Source organism: Commensalibacter communis (assembly GCF_947179105.1).
Lineage (GTDB): Bacteria > Pseudomonadota > Alphaproteobacteria > Acetobacterales > Acetobacteraceae > Commensalibacter > Commensalibacter communis.
In genome coordinates this window covers 46,044-66,848 of the sequence record NZ_CAMXCK010000003.1, presented here as the reverse complement: position 1 = coordinate 66,848, position 20,805 = coordinate 46,044, and the positions used below count along the sequence as shown (strand labels likewise).

Sequence of the window (20,805 nt, the reverse complement as noted above, 5' to 3'; positions counted from 1 at the left end):
CAAGAACTATCCTTTTCTATATTTTTCTTCTTTCATACTATTCCTAGAATATTGCCCAGCTTTTCTCTCAGGATGATTGCCTATTCCTTGAACTTCCCAGTAAAAATCGGAATAAAGTATTTTTAGATCAGGATAATAAAAATCTAGACCTGAATCGCTGATTTGATACCCAGCACAACTTATGATCCCATTGATGAAAGATTCATCCATTCCATCTTGTAATTGTTTTTGATAAATTTTTTTGAATAATGGTTCTAGTATTTCATATAGCGCTCTCAGAGAAACATCATCTTTTCCATGTTCATTTAACAGATTTTGCAATCGTTCTGTGCATGCTATTAAAAATTCATAGTTTAGAGAAGACTTATACGATTCATCCATTTTGACTTCAATATTTACAGTTTCTTTTTCATTAATATATCGATTTGTTTATCTTGCCCCAGTATAAACTCATGTTGACTGAAAGCAACAAACCCATTTTTTTTATAAAAAGAGATCGCTTTTTGATTATGCTCCCAAACACCTAGCCAAACATAATCAGCTCTCTTTTGATCCGCAATCGACATAGCATGCGAAAATAATGCTTGCCCTATCTTTTTTCCATGATGTTGTTGTAGAACGTACAATCTTTCTATTTCGATCGCATCGTCATTCTCAAACTCATTCTGAGCCATACCAAAATTTAGTTTAATATATCCAACGTAATGCTCATTTATTTTAGCCATATAAAAATGTGAAAGAGGATTATTCAACTCAAAACTTAATTGCTTTATTGATAATTTATTTTCCAGATAATCATCCATATCCTCCTTGCTATTAACTTCGTAAAATGTATCGAAAAAACATTTCCGAGCAATAGATTGTAAAATATCAACTTTTGTTATTGTTACTCTTTCAATTATCATTTTATAAAATCACCATTCTGAATTAATATTTTTATATATAACGACTATAGCAAATAATATTCCACAAATAAAAAAAAGCATGCTCTATATACAGCATGCTCTCTTTTTATTCCAAATGATCAAGAATTTAATCTAAAAATCCATCTTGCTTTACAAAAGACAATACTGTTTCGATACGCTTTGAATAAGTATGGTCTTTTAAGGTTCTTGCTTGTGCTTTTTTAGCAGTTTCAATAATTAATTCTGGATTATTTAAATATTTATCCAATATTTGTTGAAAATCGTAACAAGTTGAGAAAACAGGTAATTCATCACGTTCATAGAAATCATGAATTGCATAATTATCCTCGTGAAATAGCTGCATCGCACCAGCGGCAGCAGCTTCGAACGTTCTGGGACCAGGATTAGAAGGCATAATGATAAACCGTTTATTCTCGAAATGCAAACTACGACCCAAATTTAATACAATTTTAGAACGCTGGTATAATTCAATTAATTGATCTTTTTCAATACGTGCATCTGAAAATCCAATTCCGAATTCTCCCCAACCCGGGCCAACAATTTTGATATTCAAGTCAGCTAAAGCAGGTTTAATACTACGCATAACATCTTTGCGACTACCAAATGCAACACCACAAAACATGACATCAATATTCTTTTCGAGGGTTTCATCAAGAGGTCGATAATGTAATTTTTCACATGCTGCTAATGGCAGAAAATGCACGTGTGGATGTTCGTAAAAATTGGTTCCCCAACGATCGCATGAAAAAATTACATCGAAATCATCAACAACACGGTAATTAGCATCTTGTTCATAAGGATCTTCTGTTGCCCAAAAAATGGTAGTTGCCCCAACAGCTTTAGCCTTTTGGCATACTTCACCAAAATAGGTGCTTTCTGGCAAATAAGAGCCAATCGAGAATACAATTCTTGGTTTAATATAATCAATTGCCGCAGAAGCACCAGCAATATTAGTTGAAATCACATTCCCTTCACCAAAAACGCTTTCCCAACCTGACATAATGGCTTCACGGATTTGAGCATTTGCTTGGGATTCATATCTACCACCGCTGCAAACCAATACTTTGCCACTCATTTTTTCACTTATAACCTTAGTCACAGCAACATCTTTAGGTGTTGCATCAGCATTGGTTACCTTTGTCGTTTTTGTTTTAGTCGCTTCAGTAGCATTCGATACTTTTGCTGGAGCTTTCTTTTTAGTTGTTCTTACTGCCATTTTGCCCATTCCCTATTTATGAGAAGTTACTTGTGTTAAGATTTGTTGAAGATTGTCTCTAAATTGCTGTTCATTACATTCTTTATCAATGCGTGACAATGCGTTATTACGCAGTTTATTCCATAGTTTTTCCTCTTGATAAAGTCTTACAATTTGAGACGCAAAAAATTCTGGATTATAAATTGATGCTGCAAAGATATCCTTGTCATCTGTCCAACCCAATTGACGAACCAATAGTTCAGTAGCCACAATCGGTATACCAAAAGACGCTGCCTCATGTAGCTTATAAGGAATACCCCCTGCAAAACGTGTTGGTGCGATACATACACGATTATCATTATACAAATACGTTAAATCATCTACAGCACCTAATAATTTAACCTGAGGATATTTTGCAAATACCGACATATCAACAGATGGATGAACATATCCAGCAATCGTGAATGTAAATTCTTGATCCATTTTTTTAACAACGATTGGAAAAACTTCACTCAAGAACCATTCTAAACTATCGAAATTTGGTGATAAAGAATCATGCAATGCCCCCACAAATAATAACCCTGTTCGCTCTTCCCAAGTTTTTGGGGTAGGACGAACATCCAGCATATGCCCTAAGATTGATACTTGATCAAACCCTGTTGCTTTTACATAATTGGCATCAATTTCATTCACAGTGACCATCGTTTGACAATGTCTTGCACAGGAAAGCTCGCGCTCAAGGCCAATTTCTAATGTGTCTTCTTCATCTTTTTTAAGACCTAAGATATCTTGGCGTAGCAATGTTCTTGGTGTTGCGATAACTTCTGTATCTAATATTAAACAATCCTGAGGAATATAGCGATTAGCCTCGCCCATCATTGGTAAAATGCGCTGTAAATTGTGAGTACGCCCAATCCAAATTACATCATAATATCCAGCACGTTTAAAAAAGAATTCAGATAGTTCATGAATAGTCCTATTATAGAGAACTTCTACTGTTTCAGGTAAATCAGAGTAAATTTGAAACAGATGAGGATATTGATCATTAATCGGATAAACAGTTACGCTATAGCCCAATTTTGCCATTTGGCGAACAATATCATTCGAGCGCACATATCCTGACCCTAAATTACGTAAGGGAACTCTATCCTCTATAAACAAAATGCGTTTATTCTTCTCTGTTCTTTCTCGAGCTATGACAACATTATCAGAGTGTCTTGGGTGTTGGAAACGTAAAAAATCTGCGTGAGCCTTCATAAACTTCTGATGGTTACGACGCGTCAAACCACTGGAAACAATAGGATCACTCGAAGCATATTCCATATGTTCCACCACAGCATCAGGATGATAAACAACACGGTATCCCGCTTTAATAATCCTGACACACAAATCGGTGTCTTCGAAATATGCTGGATAATAAATCGACGAAAATCCTTCCAATTGCAATAAAATAGATGTTTTAATAGCCATCATTGCTGTAGAGCAATAATCAACATTACGCACAAAATTTGCCTCTGGAATTAAAGGGTCATCCCCCCGCAAATATCCAATCGTCGTCCCGTCTCGCCAAATAATAGAGCCCGCTTCTTGCAAATGACCATCAGGATGAATAATTTTTCCGCCAACAGCGGCTATATCTGTTTTTGATACTAGATGTTTACACAAAATATCGATAGCACCAGGATATAAGTAAATATCATTATTCAAGAAAACTGTAATCGGGGCTTTGACTTGTTCAATTAAGTAATTACAAGCTCTGCCATAACCAAAATTATAAGCAAATCTGGTTAAATGAGCACCAATCAAACAATTTTGTATAAAAATTGTATCGTCAGTTGAATGATTATCCCCAATAAGCAGCTGAATTTTTCCTTTGAAATTCGCACGCAACGAAGCCAGTGCAGTCAATGTCACTGCAAGCTGATTTTTAACCAACATAATGACACTAATATCTGGTTTTCCTTCGTAAGAAAAATCCAATTTTTGATGAGCCACCGTGGGCAACATAAAATGCGCTTTCTTCTGAAAATATTCTCTAGACTGGACAGTTTTATCATTTAACCGATAGTGAGAATCTTCTGGAAGATGATCAATCCACGCTTCCAGACGCTTATCAAAGACCCAATGTCCAAACGCATCTCTGTAAAACCCATTTTCAATATCATCACGAACAGAGCCTGATAGATAATATTTTTTTAAATTCACATCTGGATGAGGGTTTCTGCATTCCAATGAACCGTGTAACAGAAAATGTTCATAACCATTACGAAATTTACTATTTCTGTCAGTTGAAATAACACCCGCTAAATCTGGATATTCTTCCACATAAAATTTTTCAGAAAACCAAGGCAAAGGCTCATATGAAGTTGGCGTTGGGTTCATAAAATAATGTTGTAAAGTACTTGTATATTTACCCCCTTTTATTTCATGTAAAACTTCGGGATATCTATCTAGATACCATCTCGAGTCAAAATATAGTGAAACCGTTGCTCTAAGATCGGTTTTTCCCATATTTAACAAGTAATTACGAAACGGAAAATAAGTCTTTTCTACATTACCAGCTTCATAACAATGACGTTCATAAACCAATGGATCAAAAAAGAGCGATCCTGTTTTACGTAGCGCATCTCCCTTTTTTAAGTAATGATCATAAGCATTCACATATTCGGATGACGCATTAATTTCATATGTAAAATTCGGGTTATGATATAAGTAATATTCAGAAGAAAACAGCCAATGTGGTTGGCATTTTTTGTGGCCTATACGACAATAATGATCAAAACCTGTTTTAAACTTTCCTCTCTTGATGTCTTTCTTTACAAATTCATACTCAAAAAGATACCATTGCTCGTCAAAATATGGATTAGGAGAATGACCTAAAAAAACACCAATTTGTTCGTAATATTCTTTAACGCTCTCAATACCACAGATCTCCATTTTTTGTGGAACATCTGAATAGGTCATTAAGTACCATTCCTCATCAAATTGTGCCCATACTGCACCTTGATAAGCATTTTCATCTGCTAGAATATCACTGATATGCGTATAATATTCAGTGTCGTCCTCTTTTAAGTCTGCCACATCGTGAATATCTGCATGATTTGCTAGCCAATGTACATAAGCATTTGAATATAAACCATTATTAATATCTCGTTTAACTTCTGTTTTAAAAGAATATATATCTAGGTTGATCGGTAATGACGGCTGTAATAATAAACCAATTCCTTTATCAATAAAATGAGCATAACCATTTCTATAGTTTTGCTCTGGCTCTAATTGTTCAAATAAGTCAGCATACTCACTATTGTAGAACTGCTCATCGAACCACAGTAAAGGAGAATAATTTTTTGGATCGTCATTGGTTAAATAGTGATGTAATGGATTAATAAACTCACCATTATCAATTAGTGCCTGCACATCAGGATATTGTTGCAAATACCAGGCTGGATCAAAATACCATGACGTTCTAGTCAAGTTGCTGATCGTATCAATATGCTTTAAATAATGCGTATAAGCACCCAATCCTGATTGTATTGGAGAATTATAATGACCTATAAAAAATTCAGGGGCAAAAAATACACTACCACTGATCCCTTCCCTATCGCCTGCGCGCAAATAATGATCATACCCATTTACAAAACCATTTCTTGCTAGGTTTTCATCCGTTAAATGTGTTAATTTCTGGCGATAATAAGCCTCTGAAAATAACCAATGCGGTGAATATTTTTGATATCCTTGATGACAGTAATGTTCGAAACCAGAAACATACTGATGTTGCTCAATCTGGCTTTTCACTTCGGGGTAAGTTTTTAAATACCATTGCTCATCAAAATAAGGATTGGGGGAATGCCCCTTATGACAACCAAATGAATGATAATATTCTTCAACACTATCAAGATCCAAGGCTTTGATTTCCGAAGTTACGTCACTATATTTGCGAACATACCATTCTTCATCGAAATCTTTCCAAAAAGCTTTATTGGGACTTGGAACAGGACTAGGTTGAGGATCTTTCTTGCGATCCATCTCAGATAATACATTACTGTCCTCATCTTCGTTTAAAGCATCTGATATCTTTGAATATTCTGTAAATTTAATTTTTTCTTTCTGAGGTTCAATCGTCAATAAAGATTTATCTTCATCTACCGTCAAAACTGGAAAATCTTCATCCTCATCAATTATCGGATCTTTTGCTATAGTTGGAATGGAATCCTTACCTAAGGACTGTATCACCTCATCAGTTGCATCACTGTCTTCAACTGATTTTGATACAACCTGAGAAGCAGTTTCATGAACTACTTTTGTTTCTTTTGATAAGGACAATTGAGCCGCAGTGAGGTCTTCAGCCTGGATCTTGGACTTGAATTCATTACAATATTGATCAAACAATACCTGATCTTGTTTTGCAACCCAATATTCAAAAGCATTATGGAACATACGAGAAGATATCGCTTTGATGATATCACCTTGTAATACTAATTGCTCTAACTTAAAATTTTCATTTGGTTTACGTCCCTCTTTATAACCATGAAAAATGAAGTGCATATATCCATTTCTTAAGGGATGACCAACACCAACAGAAGAAGCCACATCATTGTAATATTGACGATAAAATGATTCAGAAAAATCAGCTGAAGGGGAAAAATCTAAAGGCGTTGGGTTTGACAAATAATGATGCAATCCGCACGAATATTCATGACGTTTAATTGAATTTTGAACATCTGGATAAGTGTTTACATACCATTCTTCATCGAAAAACCAAGATAGTCTTATTTTACCAATATTGGAAATCAAGTTTCCTAAGAAATGCTGGTAAGATCCACCTGCTACAGAAATAAGCTCTTGGTTATCTTGCTGCAAGACATAAAGCGAAGGATTAAAAAAGATGCTCCCTGAAAATAGATATAAATCGCCTTCATTTAAATAATGATCGTAACCATTTTTATAACCAGCAAAATGATTGGTTAATTCATTATATTGTTTTTGATAGTAATCTTCTGTAAATAACCAATGAGGCGAATGATCTTTATATCCTTCACGACAATAATGATCAAAACCAGACAAAAATTGATTTAATTGAACGGCTTCAGCAACAATAGGATATGTTTTTAAATACCATTTTTCGTCAAAATATGGATTAGGTGAATGCCCAATCTTTCTGCCTTTTTCTTGATAGTATAAGTAAACATCTCCAGCATAAATATCCTCAATTATCGGGAGAATGGAAGAATAGCGCTGACGATACCATTCATTGTCAAACTTTTCCCATTTCGGAGTTAATATATCTTTTTTTACCATAATATCAATAAACCATACTGTAAAAACAATCTGGTTTATTAAATAATAAACCAGATCAACACCTATTCTATTCAGAAAAAATCAATAAACTATTTGAATTTTTTATTAATTATTTGAACGTTTTTATTCATAATATCCTCAGTCAAAACACTGTCTGCGACGTCCTCAACAGCATTATTCACAATGTTAACAAGAATATTTGTATTGGCAATTTGATATTCATTATGCACAATATTGACTAGATACACATGATAATGCCCATTAAACTGCTTAAAACATCCTTGCTTCAAACGAATATTAGCCACAAAACCATTATTCAAAGGTGCTGATTGAAAGATGTCAGAGGTTTCATGACGCATAGATCTTGATGTGCCTACAATAAAGCAATCTTCTGATTGATCATTTATAAATACAATATACATCCGACCAGCCATCAGATTAGTACGATTAAAGGCCCATCCAGCAATTTTTAAGGTGCTTTTATCTACTGTTGCAACAGCATTTTCACCTTCATCATCTTGAATAAATCCAGTAAAATGTTCGATACAATATTCCAACTCGCCAAAACGTTGAGCAAGAATATTTTTCTCAATAAATGTATCCAACTTGATTCCACGAATTAAACCATCTTTTTCAATAATACGATTGAAATCATCCAAAATAACTTGGTTACTATGAGAAATAGTATCAATCTTCTTAACTTGCCCCTCTTCCACTTCTATTTCATTTGTTGTCAGCTGAAACGCAGCAGAACCGTTAACAATATTAATTAAACCAATTCTGAAACGACCTTCACACCATTTTCCTCTTAAGGCAGCTTGCCCAGAAAAACCGTTACGAATAGGTGCATTTGTAAAACTTTCCGCAACATCCGCACGATTTTCACGTTGACATTCTAAGAAGATCGTCAAATCGCTATCCGCGTGAATCAAAACTGTATATAACGACCCCGCATTTGATAATCCAGGGGAAATAAACCAACCACGGATATGGAACTCATGTGCAGGCTTGAATTTTTTGTTATCATCGATGTTCAGTATATGATAACAAATGTCATCCAAATAATAATTTGCCCCTTGAACCACCGCCCAATCATCAACAATTTGTGGTAATTCAACATGCAAATCATTGCCTGTTGGTGGATCAAAAATATGGCGAGGTGGCGCTTGATCTTTCCATGATGCATGTGGCAAATAATGTAGGCGACCAATATCCCATTTCAAATTGCTGATCCCCAGCTTATCATAAGGAATAACATCCTCATAAACCTTTAATAATTCTTTTGCATAATCAGCGGCAGTTACCCACAATTCTGGGGTAATATTTTCCATTATTTGTTTGCGTAGCATCTCGTCTGATCGGATAAGCTCTAGACGATCAATCACAGTATTCACCGCACCAATCTCAACCTTAAACCCATTAACTCCGTCTTTTACACGATCCCCCAATGCACCAACATCGGTAACAATCGGAATTAATCCGTTTTGCCATGCTTCAGATAGAGAAATACAATAAGTTTCAGGCCATATAGACAAGGTCATTGCTACATCCGCAACTTGTAGTGCTGCAACCTCACCCAACCCATAGGATCCATGTAGTATCACATTATCCTTCTTCATTTCTCTGAGAACATTTTCATAATCTGGTTGCATATAACCAAATATATGAAACTCATAAAGATCAGGATTAGCTGATTGTAAGATTGACAAAATTGTATCAGCACCCTTTGAGCGGATAAAATTCCCAACAGTCGCAACTTTAAGCTTTCGACCATTTAAAGGTTCATATTTCTTCTGTTTTAACGGGATGGTTGTATCAGGTGAAGGAATACCCATAACATAGTTTTTCTTAGTTTCTAATACAGGATAAATCTTCAAGGCCAATTCATAAGAATGTTTTGTTCCATACAAGCAAACATCAACATTCTTCATAATCTTGGATACAAAGGCGCGTCTGGTCTGTTGTACACCAAATTCTAATTTCTCAGAAGTTTTCAAACAAATATCGCAGGCACCAATATTCTTTTTATCAATCTCGCAATAACGTTGTTCGTAATTTAATAAATTATAATGAGAACAGACTGCCAAAAAATCATGATAAGAGAAAATAACCCCAACCCCACATGCTTTTGCAATAATGGGTAAGGATAAAGTATGATGACCTAAATGTTGGATATGAACTACATCAAAACCATATTGATTGATAACACTTGAAAATGCGGTTTCTTCACCAGCATCATTCATTGAATCTAGCCAGCCAACATCAGGCATATCAAAGCGTTCAATCTCTTTACCATTCGCATCGGTCAAGTAACAGGCACCGCGTCGACGTAACCAATAAAAAAATTCAACATCTTTGACTAAGCTGGTTGATAAGATTTGTTGATAAACTTCGATACCACCCCAGACATGCTCATGAACTGTGGAATGAGTAACAAATAAAACACGTAACTTTGCTTGGCGACGAGGTTTTTCAAGTAATATTTCTTGTTGTTGTTTCTTTTTGAAATCTGCTTGAGTAATATTAGCAATTTCTTTTAAACGATCTTTATATAAATGTTTATCTAAAACGGCTTTTTGTGTCTCTGTCGCCAGTTTTTTTCTTAATTCTTTCTCATTTAAAATATTGGCAATCGTTTCGATAACTTCATCTGTATTCCGTGCAATTGAAACACCGTTTAATTCCTTTAGGTATTTCTCATCCATCTCGGAGGGCAACTCTACAACTTGTGCAGTTCCTGCCAGACCTAATTCATATAATCTAGGCCCAGGCGCTGTTGCCTGACCGACATCACCATGACTTGCATAATTGCGGAACATCGTTAATGTTACTTGGCTCGCATTTGCAAAATCAATAAAAGATTCAATACTGACGGGTCTTGGTATAATACGTTTAATTAAATCTTTGGGCAAAGGAGGTAAATACTCGTTACCTGGACATATTAATTTAAAACGCGCTTCTGGAAAAGCGATTAACAAACGACGTAAAACCTCTACACGATTTGGCCACATCGTTCCGGCAAAGAAAATATCGTAATCAAGATCTTGCGTGTTCTTAATGTCTCTATAGTGAATTGATTTGCTGCCAGCAAGTGGCAAATAATAAGCCTCAACTTGATATGAATCAATACAACTTGGATCATTAGTAAATACATAGTCAAAGTTAGACGTTACGTGAACATTAAAATCCAACATAAATGGGTCTTCAAATGCCCAAAATATCATTGTTTTGAAACAAGGTCTTAAACGTTTGATTAATTCGAAATCAGTACGCTGACCATCAATACAAATTAAAACCTCATGTTCGTGCGTAGCTGCGATTGATAATAAATTCATATTATCAGCGACAACAACATTTTCATCTCCCCAAAGCTCTTTTGCTGCCCGCGCAACTGCAAGCGTCAAATAAGAATTTGAATTGTGTGTATAGTTTGTATTGTAAATAACGGCCATGATTAATCTTTATCACCCAGTTGATATTTTAAAATGTAACGGCTATTGAACCAATATAAGTTATGCGCTCAATTATTAATAAACAAATAGATATCTCGATAAATAAAATAGTCAATAGCTACTCACTATTAAATCGACTTAACAGTTTAATTAATTTTATTTAAAAAAAAAGCTAAGTGCCTATTATACACTTAGCTTTTAATTTATTTATTTATTAAATAAATACTACTCTACATCCGTGTCATTTTCATTACGACGACGAATAGCTGCACCAAGAATATCTCCCAAAGATGCTCCGCTATCTGCAGAACCGTAATCAGAGATTGCTTGCTTGTCTTCTTCGACTTCGCGACCTTTGATGGTCAATGTCAAACGACGAGCTGCTTTGTCAACAGTAACGATTTTTGCATCGATACGTTCACCAACAGAGAAACGTTCTGGACGTTGTTCAGCTTTATCACGAGAAAGTTCTGTGCGGCGGATAAAACCAACAAGAACATCATTCACACTGACGTCAACACCATTTGCTTGAATGCCTGTAACAACGCAAGTCACAACACTACCTTTGGTAACACTTGCTAGTGCATCAGCAGCAGGATCAGCTTGAAGTTGTTTAATTCCTAATGAAATACGTTCTTTTTCAACGTCAACATCAAGAACTTTAGCTTTTACAACATCGCCTTTTTTATAATTGGCCATTGCTGCTTCGCCAGCTTCATCCCAAGATAGGTCTGACATGTGAACCATACCATCGATATCTGCAGATAAGCCAATGAATAAACCGAATTCTGTAATATTACGGATTTCGCCTTCGATTTCAGAACCAACTTTATGCGTTTCAGCAAATTGTTCCCAAGGATTAGGTTGAACTTGTTTCAAGCCCAATGAAATACGACGTTTTGAGCTGTCAACATCCAATACGACCACGTCAACTTCTTGAGAAGTAGAAACGATTTTACCAGGATGTACGTTTTTCTTTGTCCATGACATTTCAGAAATGTGAACAAGACCTTCAACGCCAGCTTCTAACTCAACAAATGCACCGTAATCGGTGATGTTGGTAACGCGACCTGTAAAGCGTGAACCAGAAGGATATTTGCTTGCAACATTTTCCCAAGGATCAGCTTCAAGTTGTTTCATACCCAATGAAATACGATGTGTTTCAGAGTTAAAGCGGATCACTTGAACACGAACAGGTTGACCGATTTGCAATGCTTCTGAAGGATGGTTAACACGTTTCCAAGCAATGTCGGTTACATGCAACAGACCATCAACCCCACCAAGATCAACGAATGCACCGTAATCGGTAATGTTTTTAACAACACCGTCAAGGATCATGCCTTCTGCAAGACCTTGAATTAATTCGCTGCGTTGCTCTGCACGTGTTTCTTCAAGAACTGCACGACGAGAAACAACGATATTTCCACGAGCACGATCCATTTTCAAGATTTGGAAAGGCTGAGCAACACCAATCATAGGGTTAATATCGCGTACTGGACGAATATCAACTTGAGATCCAGGTAAGAACGCCATTGCCCCACCTAAATCAACAGTGAAACCACCTTTAACACGACCAAAAATTGTTCCGTTAATACGTTGATTGCTTTCGAATGCTTTTTCAAGAGCAGACCAAGCTTCTTCACGACGCGCTTTTTCGCGTGAAAGTAGAATTAAACCGTCACGGTCTTCGTAACGTTCAATATATAATTCAACCATATCGCCAGGCTTAATTTCTGGCTTTGCACCAACTGGTGCGAATTCTTTTAAAGGAACACGTCCTTCACTTTTTAAACCAACGTCGACAATTGCATAATCATCGGTTAAACGGACGATTCTTCCTGTTACAACGGAACCTTCGAACCCAATATCTTGACCTAAGCTTTCTTCAAGAAGGGTTGCGAAATCTTCACCAGCAAAATGGTCTTGGTGATTTTGTGTGGCTTCAGCCATGTGCTACCTGTAATCCTAGTCATCATTCCAAGGAAATAAACCCTTGTTTATATAGACTTTAATATTTGCGCGCCTTTATTTTATCAATATAAAATAAATATACGACTTTTTTTCGAGCAACCTCAAAAAACAAATTATTGAAAAAAATAATATTCTAAAAATATTAAGCGCAACCATATAGGAATTATATAGGCAATTCAATCATTTCTTATAAAAAAATAAAAAAAATTGTGATGTTTTTTCTTCCTAATATTTCTTAAAATAAACAATATATTAAAACAATCAGCACGGTTAAAAATGAAGCTCTTTAAATATACAATCTTACTCTATATCATCAATATTTGTATCTCTCCAAAATTACTAGCTGATGAGTCATCATTACCCAATAAAACAGCTAAAGAATATAATACTCTTGGAGAAAACTATCTCAAAGGACAAGGCGTCCATATAAACTATATTAAAGCCGCTGAGTATTTCACTAAAGCAGCCGACCAAGGCGATGCAAACGCTCAGTTTAATCTTGGAATGATGTATTTTAATGGAGATGGCGTTCTCTTCAACTATAAAAAATCGGCAGAATATTTGACCAAAGCTGCAAATCAAGGAAACATAGATGCCAAACAACTAAAAGACATTCCTAAAAGCACCGTCAGTAATAATCAAGAAATATATGAACTAAGCTGTCCCAATAATTCTCAACATACCATGCAAGATATGGCAGATTGTGTACATACAATGACAAAGCAATTAGATGTTGTAACAAACAAGTATATAATTACAATCAAATCACATATTCAACGTCAATATGATAATGACCCTAAACTATCAAAAGAAACCTTAGCCTCATTTGAACAAGAAAATAAATCTTGGAAAAAACTTATTCAAGAAGCATCAAGTGCTACATATAGCTACAATGAAAAAGGTTCCATGAGAGGTGTTGTAGCTAATGCAAGGGCATTAGAGCTTATGGAATATCGTATCCACAACCAGTGGCGCAACTGGCTTGTCTTTACAGATACAGTTAGTGAATATGATCCACCAGAACCTATTTTTAAAAATACGCATTAAAATGATGATGCTATTAAACAAAAGTCTATTTGTTTTTATAAATTGTAAGGTTTAGAAAACGAAAATAATCTTCTGAACCCTACAATTTAACTTTTAACCAACTTTACCGTCGTATAATACCTAAAGCCTTTACAAGAACCTCATTCGCACTTAAATGATCCGTATCAATAATATGTGCATCTTCGGCTGGGCGTAATGGCGCAACTGCACGCGAGGCATCTGCTTCGTCACGTTGCATTAATTCAAGTTCAATTTGTTTAATCTGTTCTGCTTTGGCAGGATCGTTTGGGTTTGTTGTATATTGCAACCAACGACGTTCTGCGCGGACTTTGGCTGAAGCCGTTACAAATAGTTTCACATCAGCATTCGGAAAAATTACCGTCCCAATATCACGCCCATCCATTACCACGCCTTGTTGTGTGGCAAAATGACGTTGCATATCAAGCAATGCAGCCCTCACCTTTGGCTGAGCAGCGACTTGGCTGGCAACTTTGTCAATTTCAGGCGTGCGCAAATCATCGCGCAGCCAGTCTTTTTGAGTTAACTCTTCTGCAATTTGGACTACGCCATCACTATCAACAGACAGACCTACATCAAGCATTTTTCTGCCAACAGCGCGATATAATAACCCAGTGTCCAAATAAGGCAGAGATAATTTATCAGCCAATGCTTTGGCTAAGGTTCCCTTACCTACACCTGAATAGCCATCAATCGCGATAATTAGATTTTTACTCATAGATCGAACTTTGCCCCCAACGCATTCATTAATGGGAAATAATTTGGAAAGCTGGTACGAATAAAAGTTACATCATCAACTTTTACGCCCTTTTGAGCAACCAATCCCAAAATAGAAGCACTCATCGCCAAACGATGATCCATATGTGTTTCTACCTCTCCACCCCCAGAAATATTGCCTGCCGTGCCATGAATGATAAGATCATCACCTTCAACATCGACTTGCACACCATTGCTACGCAGCATCTCGACAATACTGGTAAAACGATCGCTTTCTTTGACTCTTAATTCTTCCAATCCTCTGAAACGCGTCACACCCGTTGCATAAGCAGCAGCAATAGATAAAATTGGATACTCATCAATCATAGAAGGCGCATGCGCTGCTGGAACGTCAACTGCTTTTAAAGCGCCTGCTTTAATCATCAAATCACCAACAGGCTCTCCGCCTTCAACCCGTTCATTCAGTATTTGCAAATCTGCACCCATCCATTTTAATACGTCAAAAGCACCTGTGCGCAATGGGTTTAACCCTACATTTTCAATGCAAACCTCTGATCCTTTAATCATCGCCGCCGCAACCAACATAAACGTTGCAGAGGAAGGATCTCCTGGAACGTTAATATCTTTGCCTTGTAAGGTTACTGGTCCTTTAAGACTTATTTTTTTGCCACCTTCTGGCAAGTCTTTAACGTAAACCTCTACCCCGAAATGACGTAGCATATTTTCTGTATGATCGCGTGTTGCAACGGGTTCCTCGACACATGTCACACCATGAGCATTCAATCCTGCCAATAAAATAGACGATTTCACTTGCGCAGAAGCAACGGGCAAACGATAGGTCACGGGCTTTGCATTCGCGGTTCCTATTATTGCCATCGGCAATTTACCACCTTCACGCGTTGCAAATTGTGCGCCCGTTTCTGACAAAGGAACCGTCACACGCTTCATCGGTCTTTTACGCAGGCTGCCATCGCCCGTCATGATACTTAAAAAACCGTGACTCGCCAAAATGCCACTAAGCAATCGCGCCGAAGTCCCAGAATTGCCCATATCCAACACATTTTCTGGTTCTGTTAATTGACCAATACCTTTGCCAACAACATGCCATTCTCCTTCAGCAATTCGTTTGGGTTGGGCACCCAGCGCTTGCATGGCTGCAGCTGTTTGCATCACATCCTCGCCCTCTAACAGACCCGTGATATGACTTTCCCCTGTTGCGAGGGCTGCAAACATCAATGCGCGATGGCTGATGGATTTATCGCCTGGGACATTCATTTTCCCTTTTAACGATGTTTGCAAAAAAGAAACAGTAAGCGGTTTTATTACAGAAGAATTGGTCATATCTTTACTTTCTAAAATAAATTATTGCTAAATAATTCACTACGGGTCATAAAACTTTTATCAGAAATATTGAAATTGTCATTTTAAAGTTTGACATAAACCCTATAAACTGGCATGTCGCCTATGTATATTTTATTGGTTAGAGGTAGAATAAATCAATGGTTAAATTAGAGTTGGGTATTAAACGAGTATGTTGTTCATGTGGAACTCGTTTTTATGACCTTAACAAAATGCCACCTGTATGTCCTAAATGCAGCACAGAACAACCGGTCGAGTTACCTCGTGGTCGCCCACCCGAAGATGATAACGATGCACTAAATGACAAAGACCTGGATACTGTAATCGATGCGGATGATTTAGATACAGATGGCACCGATGTCGATGATGTGATCGAGGATACTTCTGATCTAGAAGACGATGTAGACACCATTGGATCTGAAATTGAAGTCATCAAAGATGATGGCAGAGACGACGATTCTTAATCGATTTAAAAAAAATATTTTTTTATGAGGCTTTGAAATTTCAAAGCCTTTTTTTATCACGCACAATTGTTAATTGTTTTCCGCTCCATCTATTGTAATCTTATTACACAGATCATCTGATTATTTTGTAACGTTGCAATTAAAAGAAATAACACGTTGATAGAGAACGGAAAAATCGCAAAATATAATTAATTTAAGATTTGTACAGAAAAACGTCATGTGTTATGAATTCTCAATTCACTGCAATAAAGCTCGATGTTATTCCATCGGCTTATATTATTCTAAAATGAAATATTTAATCTATGTCTGATTAAAATAAGTTCACTAAATTGCTGATGAGACCATTTCAACATTCCAACGCTCAATTTCCACTCCAACCCCTTGAGCCTCAGAAATGATATCTAGCTTTTCAAGCGTGACACGCGCCACATGGATACGTTTATCTTCTAAAATCGTTTCAATAATTGTTTCTGCCAAAGTCTCAACTAAATGAAAATGGGTATGGCTAACAATTGTCTTAACTTGATTGGTGATATCTTCATAAGATACTGTCCGAGCAAGATCATCGATACCAATTCCTTTATCCTCGATAACCCCCACAGAAATATTTATTTGCAACCGTTGGGTTGTTTCTTGTTCAAAATCGTAAACGCCAATTCGGGCTTGTAAAATCAAATTCTTGATAAAAATACGTCTTAACGGTGGTCTATTCGACCATGCAGGGAAAAAGCTCATTTTTAAATTCTATTACTCATCATTATATGTCCCCACTGCAGGGGACCATTGTAAATGCTGTCCACCATCCAAGGCCAACATTTGCCCAGTAACAGATGGTAAACAAAGTAACCCTAATACCGCTCTTGCGACTTCTTGTGAAGTCGTTCCTTGTCCCAAAGGTGTCGATTTACATTGACGATCGAATTGTTCATCGCTTTGAAGTTTATGCGCCATGGCTGGACCAGGACCAATCGCATTCACACGTATCGATTTTGGCGCCAACGCCAAGGCCATGGTTTGCGTCAAGGTCCACAACGCTGCTTTGGAAACCGTATAACTTACAAAATGAGGCGTTAAAGACCAAACACGTTGATCTAACATATTAATCACGCACCCTTCGGCACCCGTTGGCAGCGCTTTGGCGAAATCTTGAATAAGTTGAAAAGGCGCCCACAGATTAGGATTTTGATGTTGTTGCCATGTCTCAAGCGTTACACTGTCCCACTCATCGCGGTCAAAAACGCTGGCATTATTAACCAATACGCCAATACGCCCTAGCTGTTGAGTTGCTTGTTCTACTAATGAGGTCACTTCTTCAGGATTGGACAGCTCTGCGGTCAATAAAACAGCAGAACGCCCCAAGGCTCTGATTTCTGTTAGAACTTGATCAGCCTGAGGCGTACGAGTACGTGCATGAACTGCAATATCAAAGCCAACTTTGGCTAGTGTTAAAGCAATCTCGCGACCTAGACGAATAGTTGCACCCGTAATTAACGCGACTCTTGGAATTGTGGTCGGAACCATAAAAAAATCGTTTAACAATAAACCACCACCCATTCTTAACCTCAGTTTGAATAATAAGAAGTGTTATCAGTATACGTATATTTTTATAATTAACCATCTAAAATTTTTAATTTATTATTTCAAAAATGATAATGATTGACTTGGATAGATGAATATTAATTATTCGTATTTTATTATTTCTTTAGAACAATTAACATTAACAATGGTTTCACTGGTTAATGGCTATCTTTTCTGACATTTCATGATCTTGGGCAATATAGGGACCCCCTGCAAGAACATGAATAACAATTACAGAAGATTCTTCACCGCCATGATTAGCTAGGTTTAATACCGCGTTACCATTTGTCCAGCGATGTGGCCCCTGCTCTTTCACATCCCATCCTTGCAAACGTGGATATTCTATATGATCTTCAATAGGATATATTGTGCTATTCGTTAATAATGTTATATTTCCTACCAAGACTCCTAAATGACGACGATCATCTACAAATGGTCCAATAATGTGGCTGGGCTTACTCGTTCTTGAGACCAATCGAACACTTGATGTGTTCCCGGGAATAACAAAAGAAAAACGACCTTTTGATTCATGTGCTTTATGAATAACTTCACCATTATTAGTCACAAGATGCAATCCCGCATCTTGCGTGACAGGAAGCTCAATAGATTTAGATTGTAAACCAAGGGATGCTGCACGTCCTACGAGTTGCTGATAAATTGGCTCGACAATTTCACGGGTAACAACCAATGGATATGCTGAATCGATATTCCATTGTTTGGCTTTGGGATAAAGAGGAATAACGTTACTGTTGTCTCGGAAACTGGATCTATTACCAGTATCCAAATAACTTTCCGTTTGCATCCCATCAGCCGTAATGACAGAGTGATCTTCCGTTTCAATATGGTAATAAGTATATTCAGTAAAAGAAACATCATAAAAAATTGAACTATTATTGACTAGCATACGTGCAGGAATAAACTGATCGTTTAAAAATAAGCAATGTTCGGCAGTAATCAAAAGATCTTTAAAGGAAACGCCATCCGAAATTGCATCTTTTAAAATCCTAACTGGATAACCAGCCTGATCTTCAGATAGTTGCTTACGAACGATAACTTTTTTATGACCTACCCATGTGATAAGACTATTTTTTACACCGTCCATACTGTATGAAACAACCTTGTCACCAATTTGTAAGTTTTCAACAGCAACTGCACCATTTGGTGTATCAATTAATGTCCCCCCTAAGAAACAAACATCACTATTTGAATGGTTTGAAACGGCAGCACCATTATATTGATACACATCAATTATAGCACCGGTTCCTGTTCCAACATAGCTATCCTGAAAGCTTGCACCTTGATATAAATATATATTGCCTTTACCATCGCCCAGATGAAAGGTTGCTGGCGTACCACTGGGCGTATTGGTTAAATTATATTTCCCATAAGAACTACCTGGTTCATAGAAATAATCATTTTCAGTTACACTACCATTATAAATGTAAGTTATTTGAGAAATATATGTATTATTTCGAGAAATGCCCGTCGTCGTATTAGAACCATTCTGCAAATAACCATTCGCCACGAAAGAATTTTGTATTGTTCCATTATTATAAATAGTAGGAGTAGTTGTGCCAGTCATCGTAATACCATCTACCACTGCACCGCTATTAATTGTCATCCCTCTAATATTGATTAAATTAATTGGGCCTTCAATATTATTCAATGTTCCATTGGAATAAACTGTTTTACCATCAACAAGGCTTGCTGTCCAAGTTCCCCCAACATAAGAAGGATAATCATTCGTTAATGTAAATTGATTATTACTATAGTCAGCATGTGGCTCTTGTGAAATATTTTCTGAGCCATATTCAGAGCTATGATTAACACGAAATGATAACGTTCCCGTTTTTGAAGCATTGGCATTATTTGCAGTAAGATTAGGAGCGCTAAAATTTAAAACTTTAACATTTGCTGCAGTTCTAATGCTTCCATTTTTACTAGAAGTCGTAAAACTTGTGGACGTTCCTGCAGGGAGCTGCGGTAAATTTAATGTACCACTCGAAGTTCCTGCATTCCCTGGATTATAGAATGTATCATTTAAAGATGCCGATCCAGAGTTAAATGTTATTGCTTCGCCCACGTAGTTATTGGAAGAAGACGTTCCCCCGTTAGCAACGGTAATAGCCCCATTAAATATATCAGAATTTTCAATCGTACCGCCAGATTGAACCGTTATTTTAGGTGATGAATTACTTGAATTTCCAACAATTACAGCATAGTCGACAACTGCACCAGATGTTATTGTCAAGTTAGCACCAACTAAATTTACAGGTCCTTCTATGGTTTGTGAACCATCCGAACTGACATACACCGTTTTACCATCCTTTAATTGGGCTGTCCATGTCCCCCCAATTAAACAAGGATACTCATTTGTGATGGTTACATTACTAAAATTGGTGTCTTTATTGATATTATTTGACATCTAGCATTACCTTTATTTTTAATATTCGTTTTGATATCGAATAAAATTTAAAGCTAATAACTGATATGTAAGTATAATTTTAGATTTCAATAAATTATGTATATTTTATACTTAATTTTCAAATTTATGTGATTTATGTAACAGTAATCGTTAATAAACCATTAAAAAGATTAATAAAAATTAATAAACAAGCCATTATTTTGATGCTGGTGCTGTTGCTTGACGCAAATAGTTTCGATCCGCATCAAGGTCACGACCAACAGGAAAAAACCACATGCCAACCATAACAAAAATGAATAATAATCCGATGGCTGATACGTAAATTAATTTTTGCACTTCGTTTTTCCCCGTTTGG

The 20,805-nt window shown here is 36.6% G+C and carries 14 protein-coding genes; 2 read left to right on the top strand and 12 right to left on the bottom strand.

Annotated elements, in window-relative coordinates; translation table 11 throughout:
* Positions 1-6 precede the first annotated feature (6 nt).
* The 6 genes from PQG52_RS06925 to rpsA all read right to left on the bottom strand — a co-directional run bounded on the left by PQG52_RS06925 (position 7) and on the right by rpsA (position 12,821).
* On the bottom strand, positions 7-381 hold the full coding sequence (locus PQG52_RS06925) for a hypothetical protein (protein ID WP_271828700.1): 375 nt from the start codon (positions 379-381) through the stop codon (positions 7-9).
* A 14-nt stretch (positions 382-395) separates the two neighbouring features.
* Positions 396-905 (bottom strand): GNAT family N-acetyltransferase, encoded by a 510-nt coding sequence (locus PQG52_RS06920; RefSeq protein WP_271828698.1) that lies wholly within the window; start codon positions 903-905, stop codon positions 396-398.
* Between the two features lie 127 nt (positions 906-1,032).
* Complete coding sequence (locus PQG52_RS06915; protein WP_271828697.1) at positions 1,033-2,151, bottom strand: CgeB family protein; 1,119 nt, start codon at positions 2,149-2,151, stop codon at positions 1,033-1,035.
* A gap of 3 nt (positions 2,152-2,154) precedes the next feature.
* Positions 2,155-7,419 carry a glycosyltransferase gene (locus PQG52_RS06910; protein ID WP_271828695.1) on the bottom strand — a complete coding sequence of 1,755 codons (5,265 nt, stop codon included), beginning with the start codon at positions 7,417-7,419 and terminating at the stop codon, positions 2,155-2,157.
* 89 nt (positions 7,420-7,508) lie between these two features.
* Positions 7,509-10,871, bottom strand: coding sequence for a glycosyltransferase (locus tag PQG52_RS06905; protein ID WP_271828693.1), 3,363 nt, complete (start codon positions 10,869-10,871; stop codon positions 7,509-7,511).
* 225 nt (positions 10,872-11,096) lie between these two features.
* Positions 11,097-12,821, bottom strand: a complete 1,725-nt coding sequence (gene rpsA, locus PQG52_RS06900; protein WP_271828692.1) for a 30S ribosomal protein S1 — start codon at positions 12,819-12,821, stop codon at positions 11,097-11,099.
* A 297-nt stretch (positions 12,822-13,118) separates the two neighbouring features.
* Here rpsA and PQG52_RS06895 point away from each other — a divergent pair, with 297 nt between their 5' ends.
* Complete coding sequence (locus PQG52_RS06895; RefSeq protein ID WP_271828691.1) at positions 13,119-13,889, top strand: tetratricopeptide repeat protein; 771 nt, start codon at positions 13,119-13,121, stop codon at positions 13,887-13,889.
* 103 nt (positions 13,890-13,992) lie between these two features.
* Here the strand turns inward: PQG52_RS06895 and cmk are convergent, their stop codons facing one another.
* Both cmk and aroA read right to left on the bottom strand, forming a co-directional pair.
* Positions 13,993-14,625 carry a (d)CMP kinase gene (gene cmk, locus PQG52_RS06890; RefSeq protein ID WP_271828690.1) on the bottom strand — a complete coding sequence of 211 codons (633 nt, stop codon included), beginning with the start codon at positions 14,623-14,625 and terminating at the stop codon, positions 13,993-13,995.
* Positions 14,622-15,965: a 3-phosphoshikimate 1-carboxyvinyltransferase gene (gene aroA, locus PQG52_RS06885; RefSeq protein WP_271828689.1), complete on the bottom strand. Its 1,344-nt coding sequence runs from the start codon at positions 15,963-15,965 to the stop codon at positions 14,622-14,624. Before aroA ends, cmk begins: the two co-directional genes overlap by 4 nt.
* A 158-nt stretch (positions 15,966-16,123) precedes the next feature.
* On the opposite strand from aroA, the gene PQG52_RS06880 reads away from it, so the two are divergent.
* Complete coding sequence (locus PQG52_RS06880) at positions 16,124-16,447, top strand: FYDLN acid domain-containing protein (protein WP_271828687.1); 324 nt, start codon at positions 16,124-16,126, stop codon at positions 16,445-16,447.
* Between the two features lie 324 nt (positions 16,448-16,771).
* Here the strand turns inward: PQG52_RS06880 and folB are convergent, their stop codons facing one another.
* From folB to PQG52_RS06860, 4 genes are all read right to left on the bottom strand, one after another.
* Complete coding sequence (folB, locus tag PQG52_RS06875; RefSeq protein ID WP_271828686.1) at positions 16,772-17,182, bottom strand: dihydroneopterin aldolase; 411 nt, start codon at positions 17,180-17,182, stop codon at positions 16,772-16,774.
* A 12-nt stretch (positions 17,183-17,194) separates the two neighbouring features.
* Positions 17,195-18,001, bottom strand: a complete 807-nt coding sequence (locus tag PQG52_RS06870) for an SDR family oxidoreductase (protein WP_271828685.1) — start codon at positions 17,999-18,001, stop codon at positions 17,195-17,197.
* A gap of 175 nt (positions 18,002-18,176) precedes the next feature.
* Complete coding sequence (locus PQG52_RS06865; RefSeq protein ID WP_271828683.1) at positions 18,177-20,450, bottom strand: Hint domain-containing protein; 2,274 nt, start codon at positions 20,448-20,450, stop codon at positions 18,177-18,179.
* Positions 20,451-20,645: 195 nt separating this feature from the next.
* Complete coding sequence (locus tag PQG52_RS06860) at positions 20,646-20,786, bottom strand: hypothetical protein (protein ID WP_271790229.1); 141 nt, start codon at positions 20,784-20,786, stop codon at positions 20,646-20,648.
* Positions 20,787-20,805 lie beyond the last annotated feature (19 nt).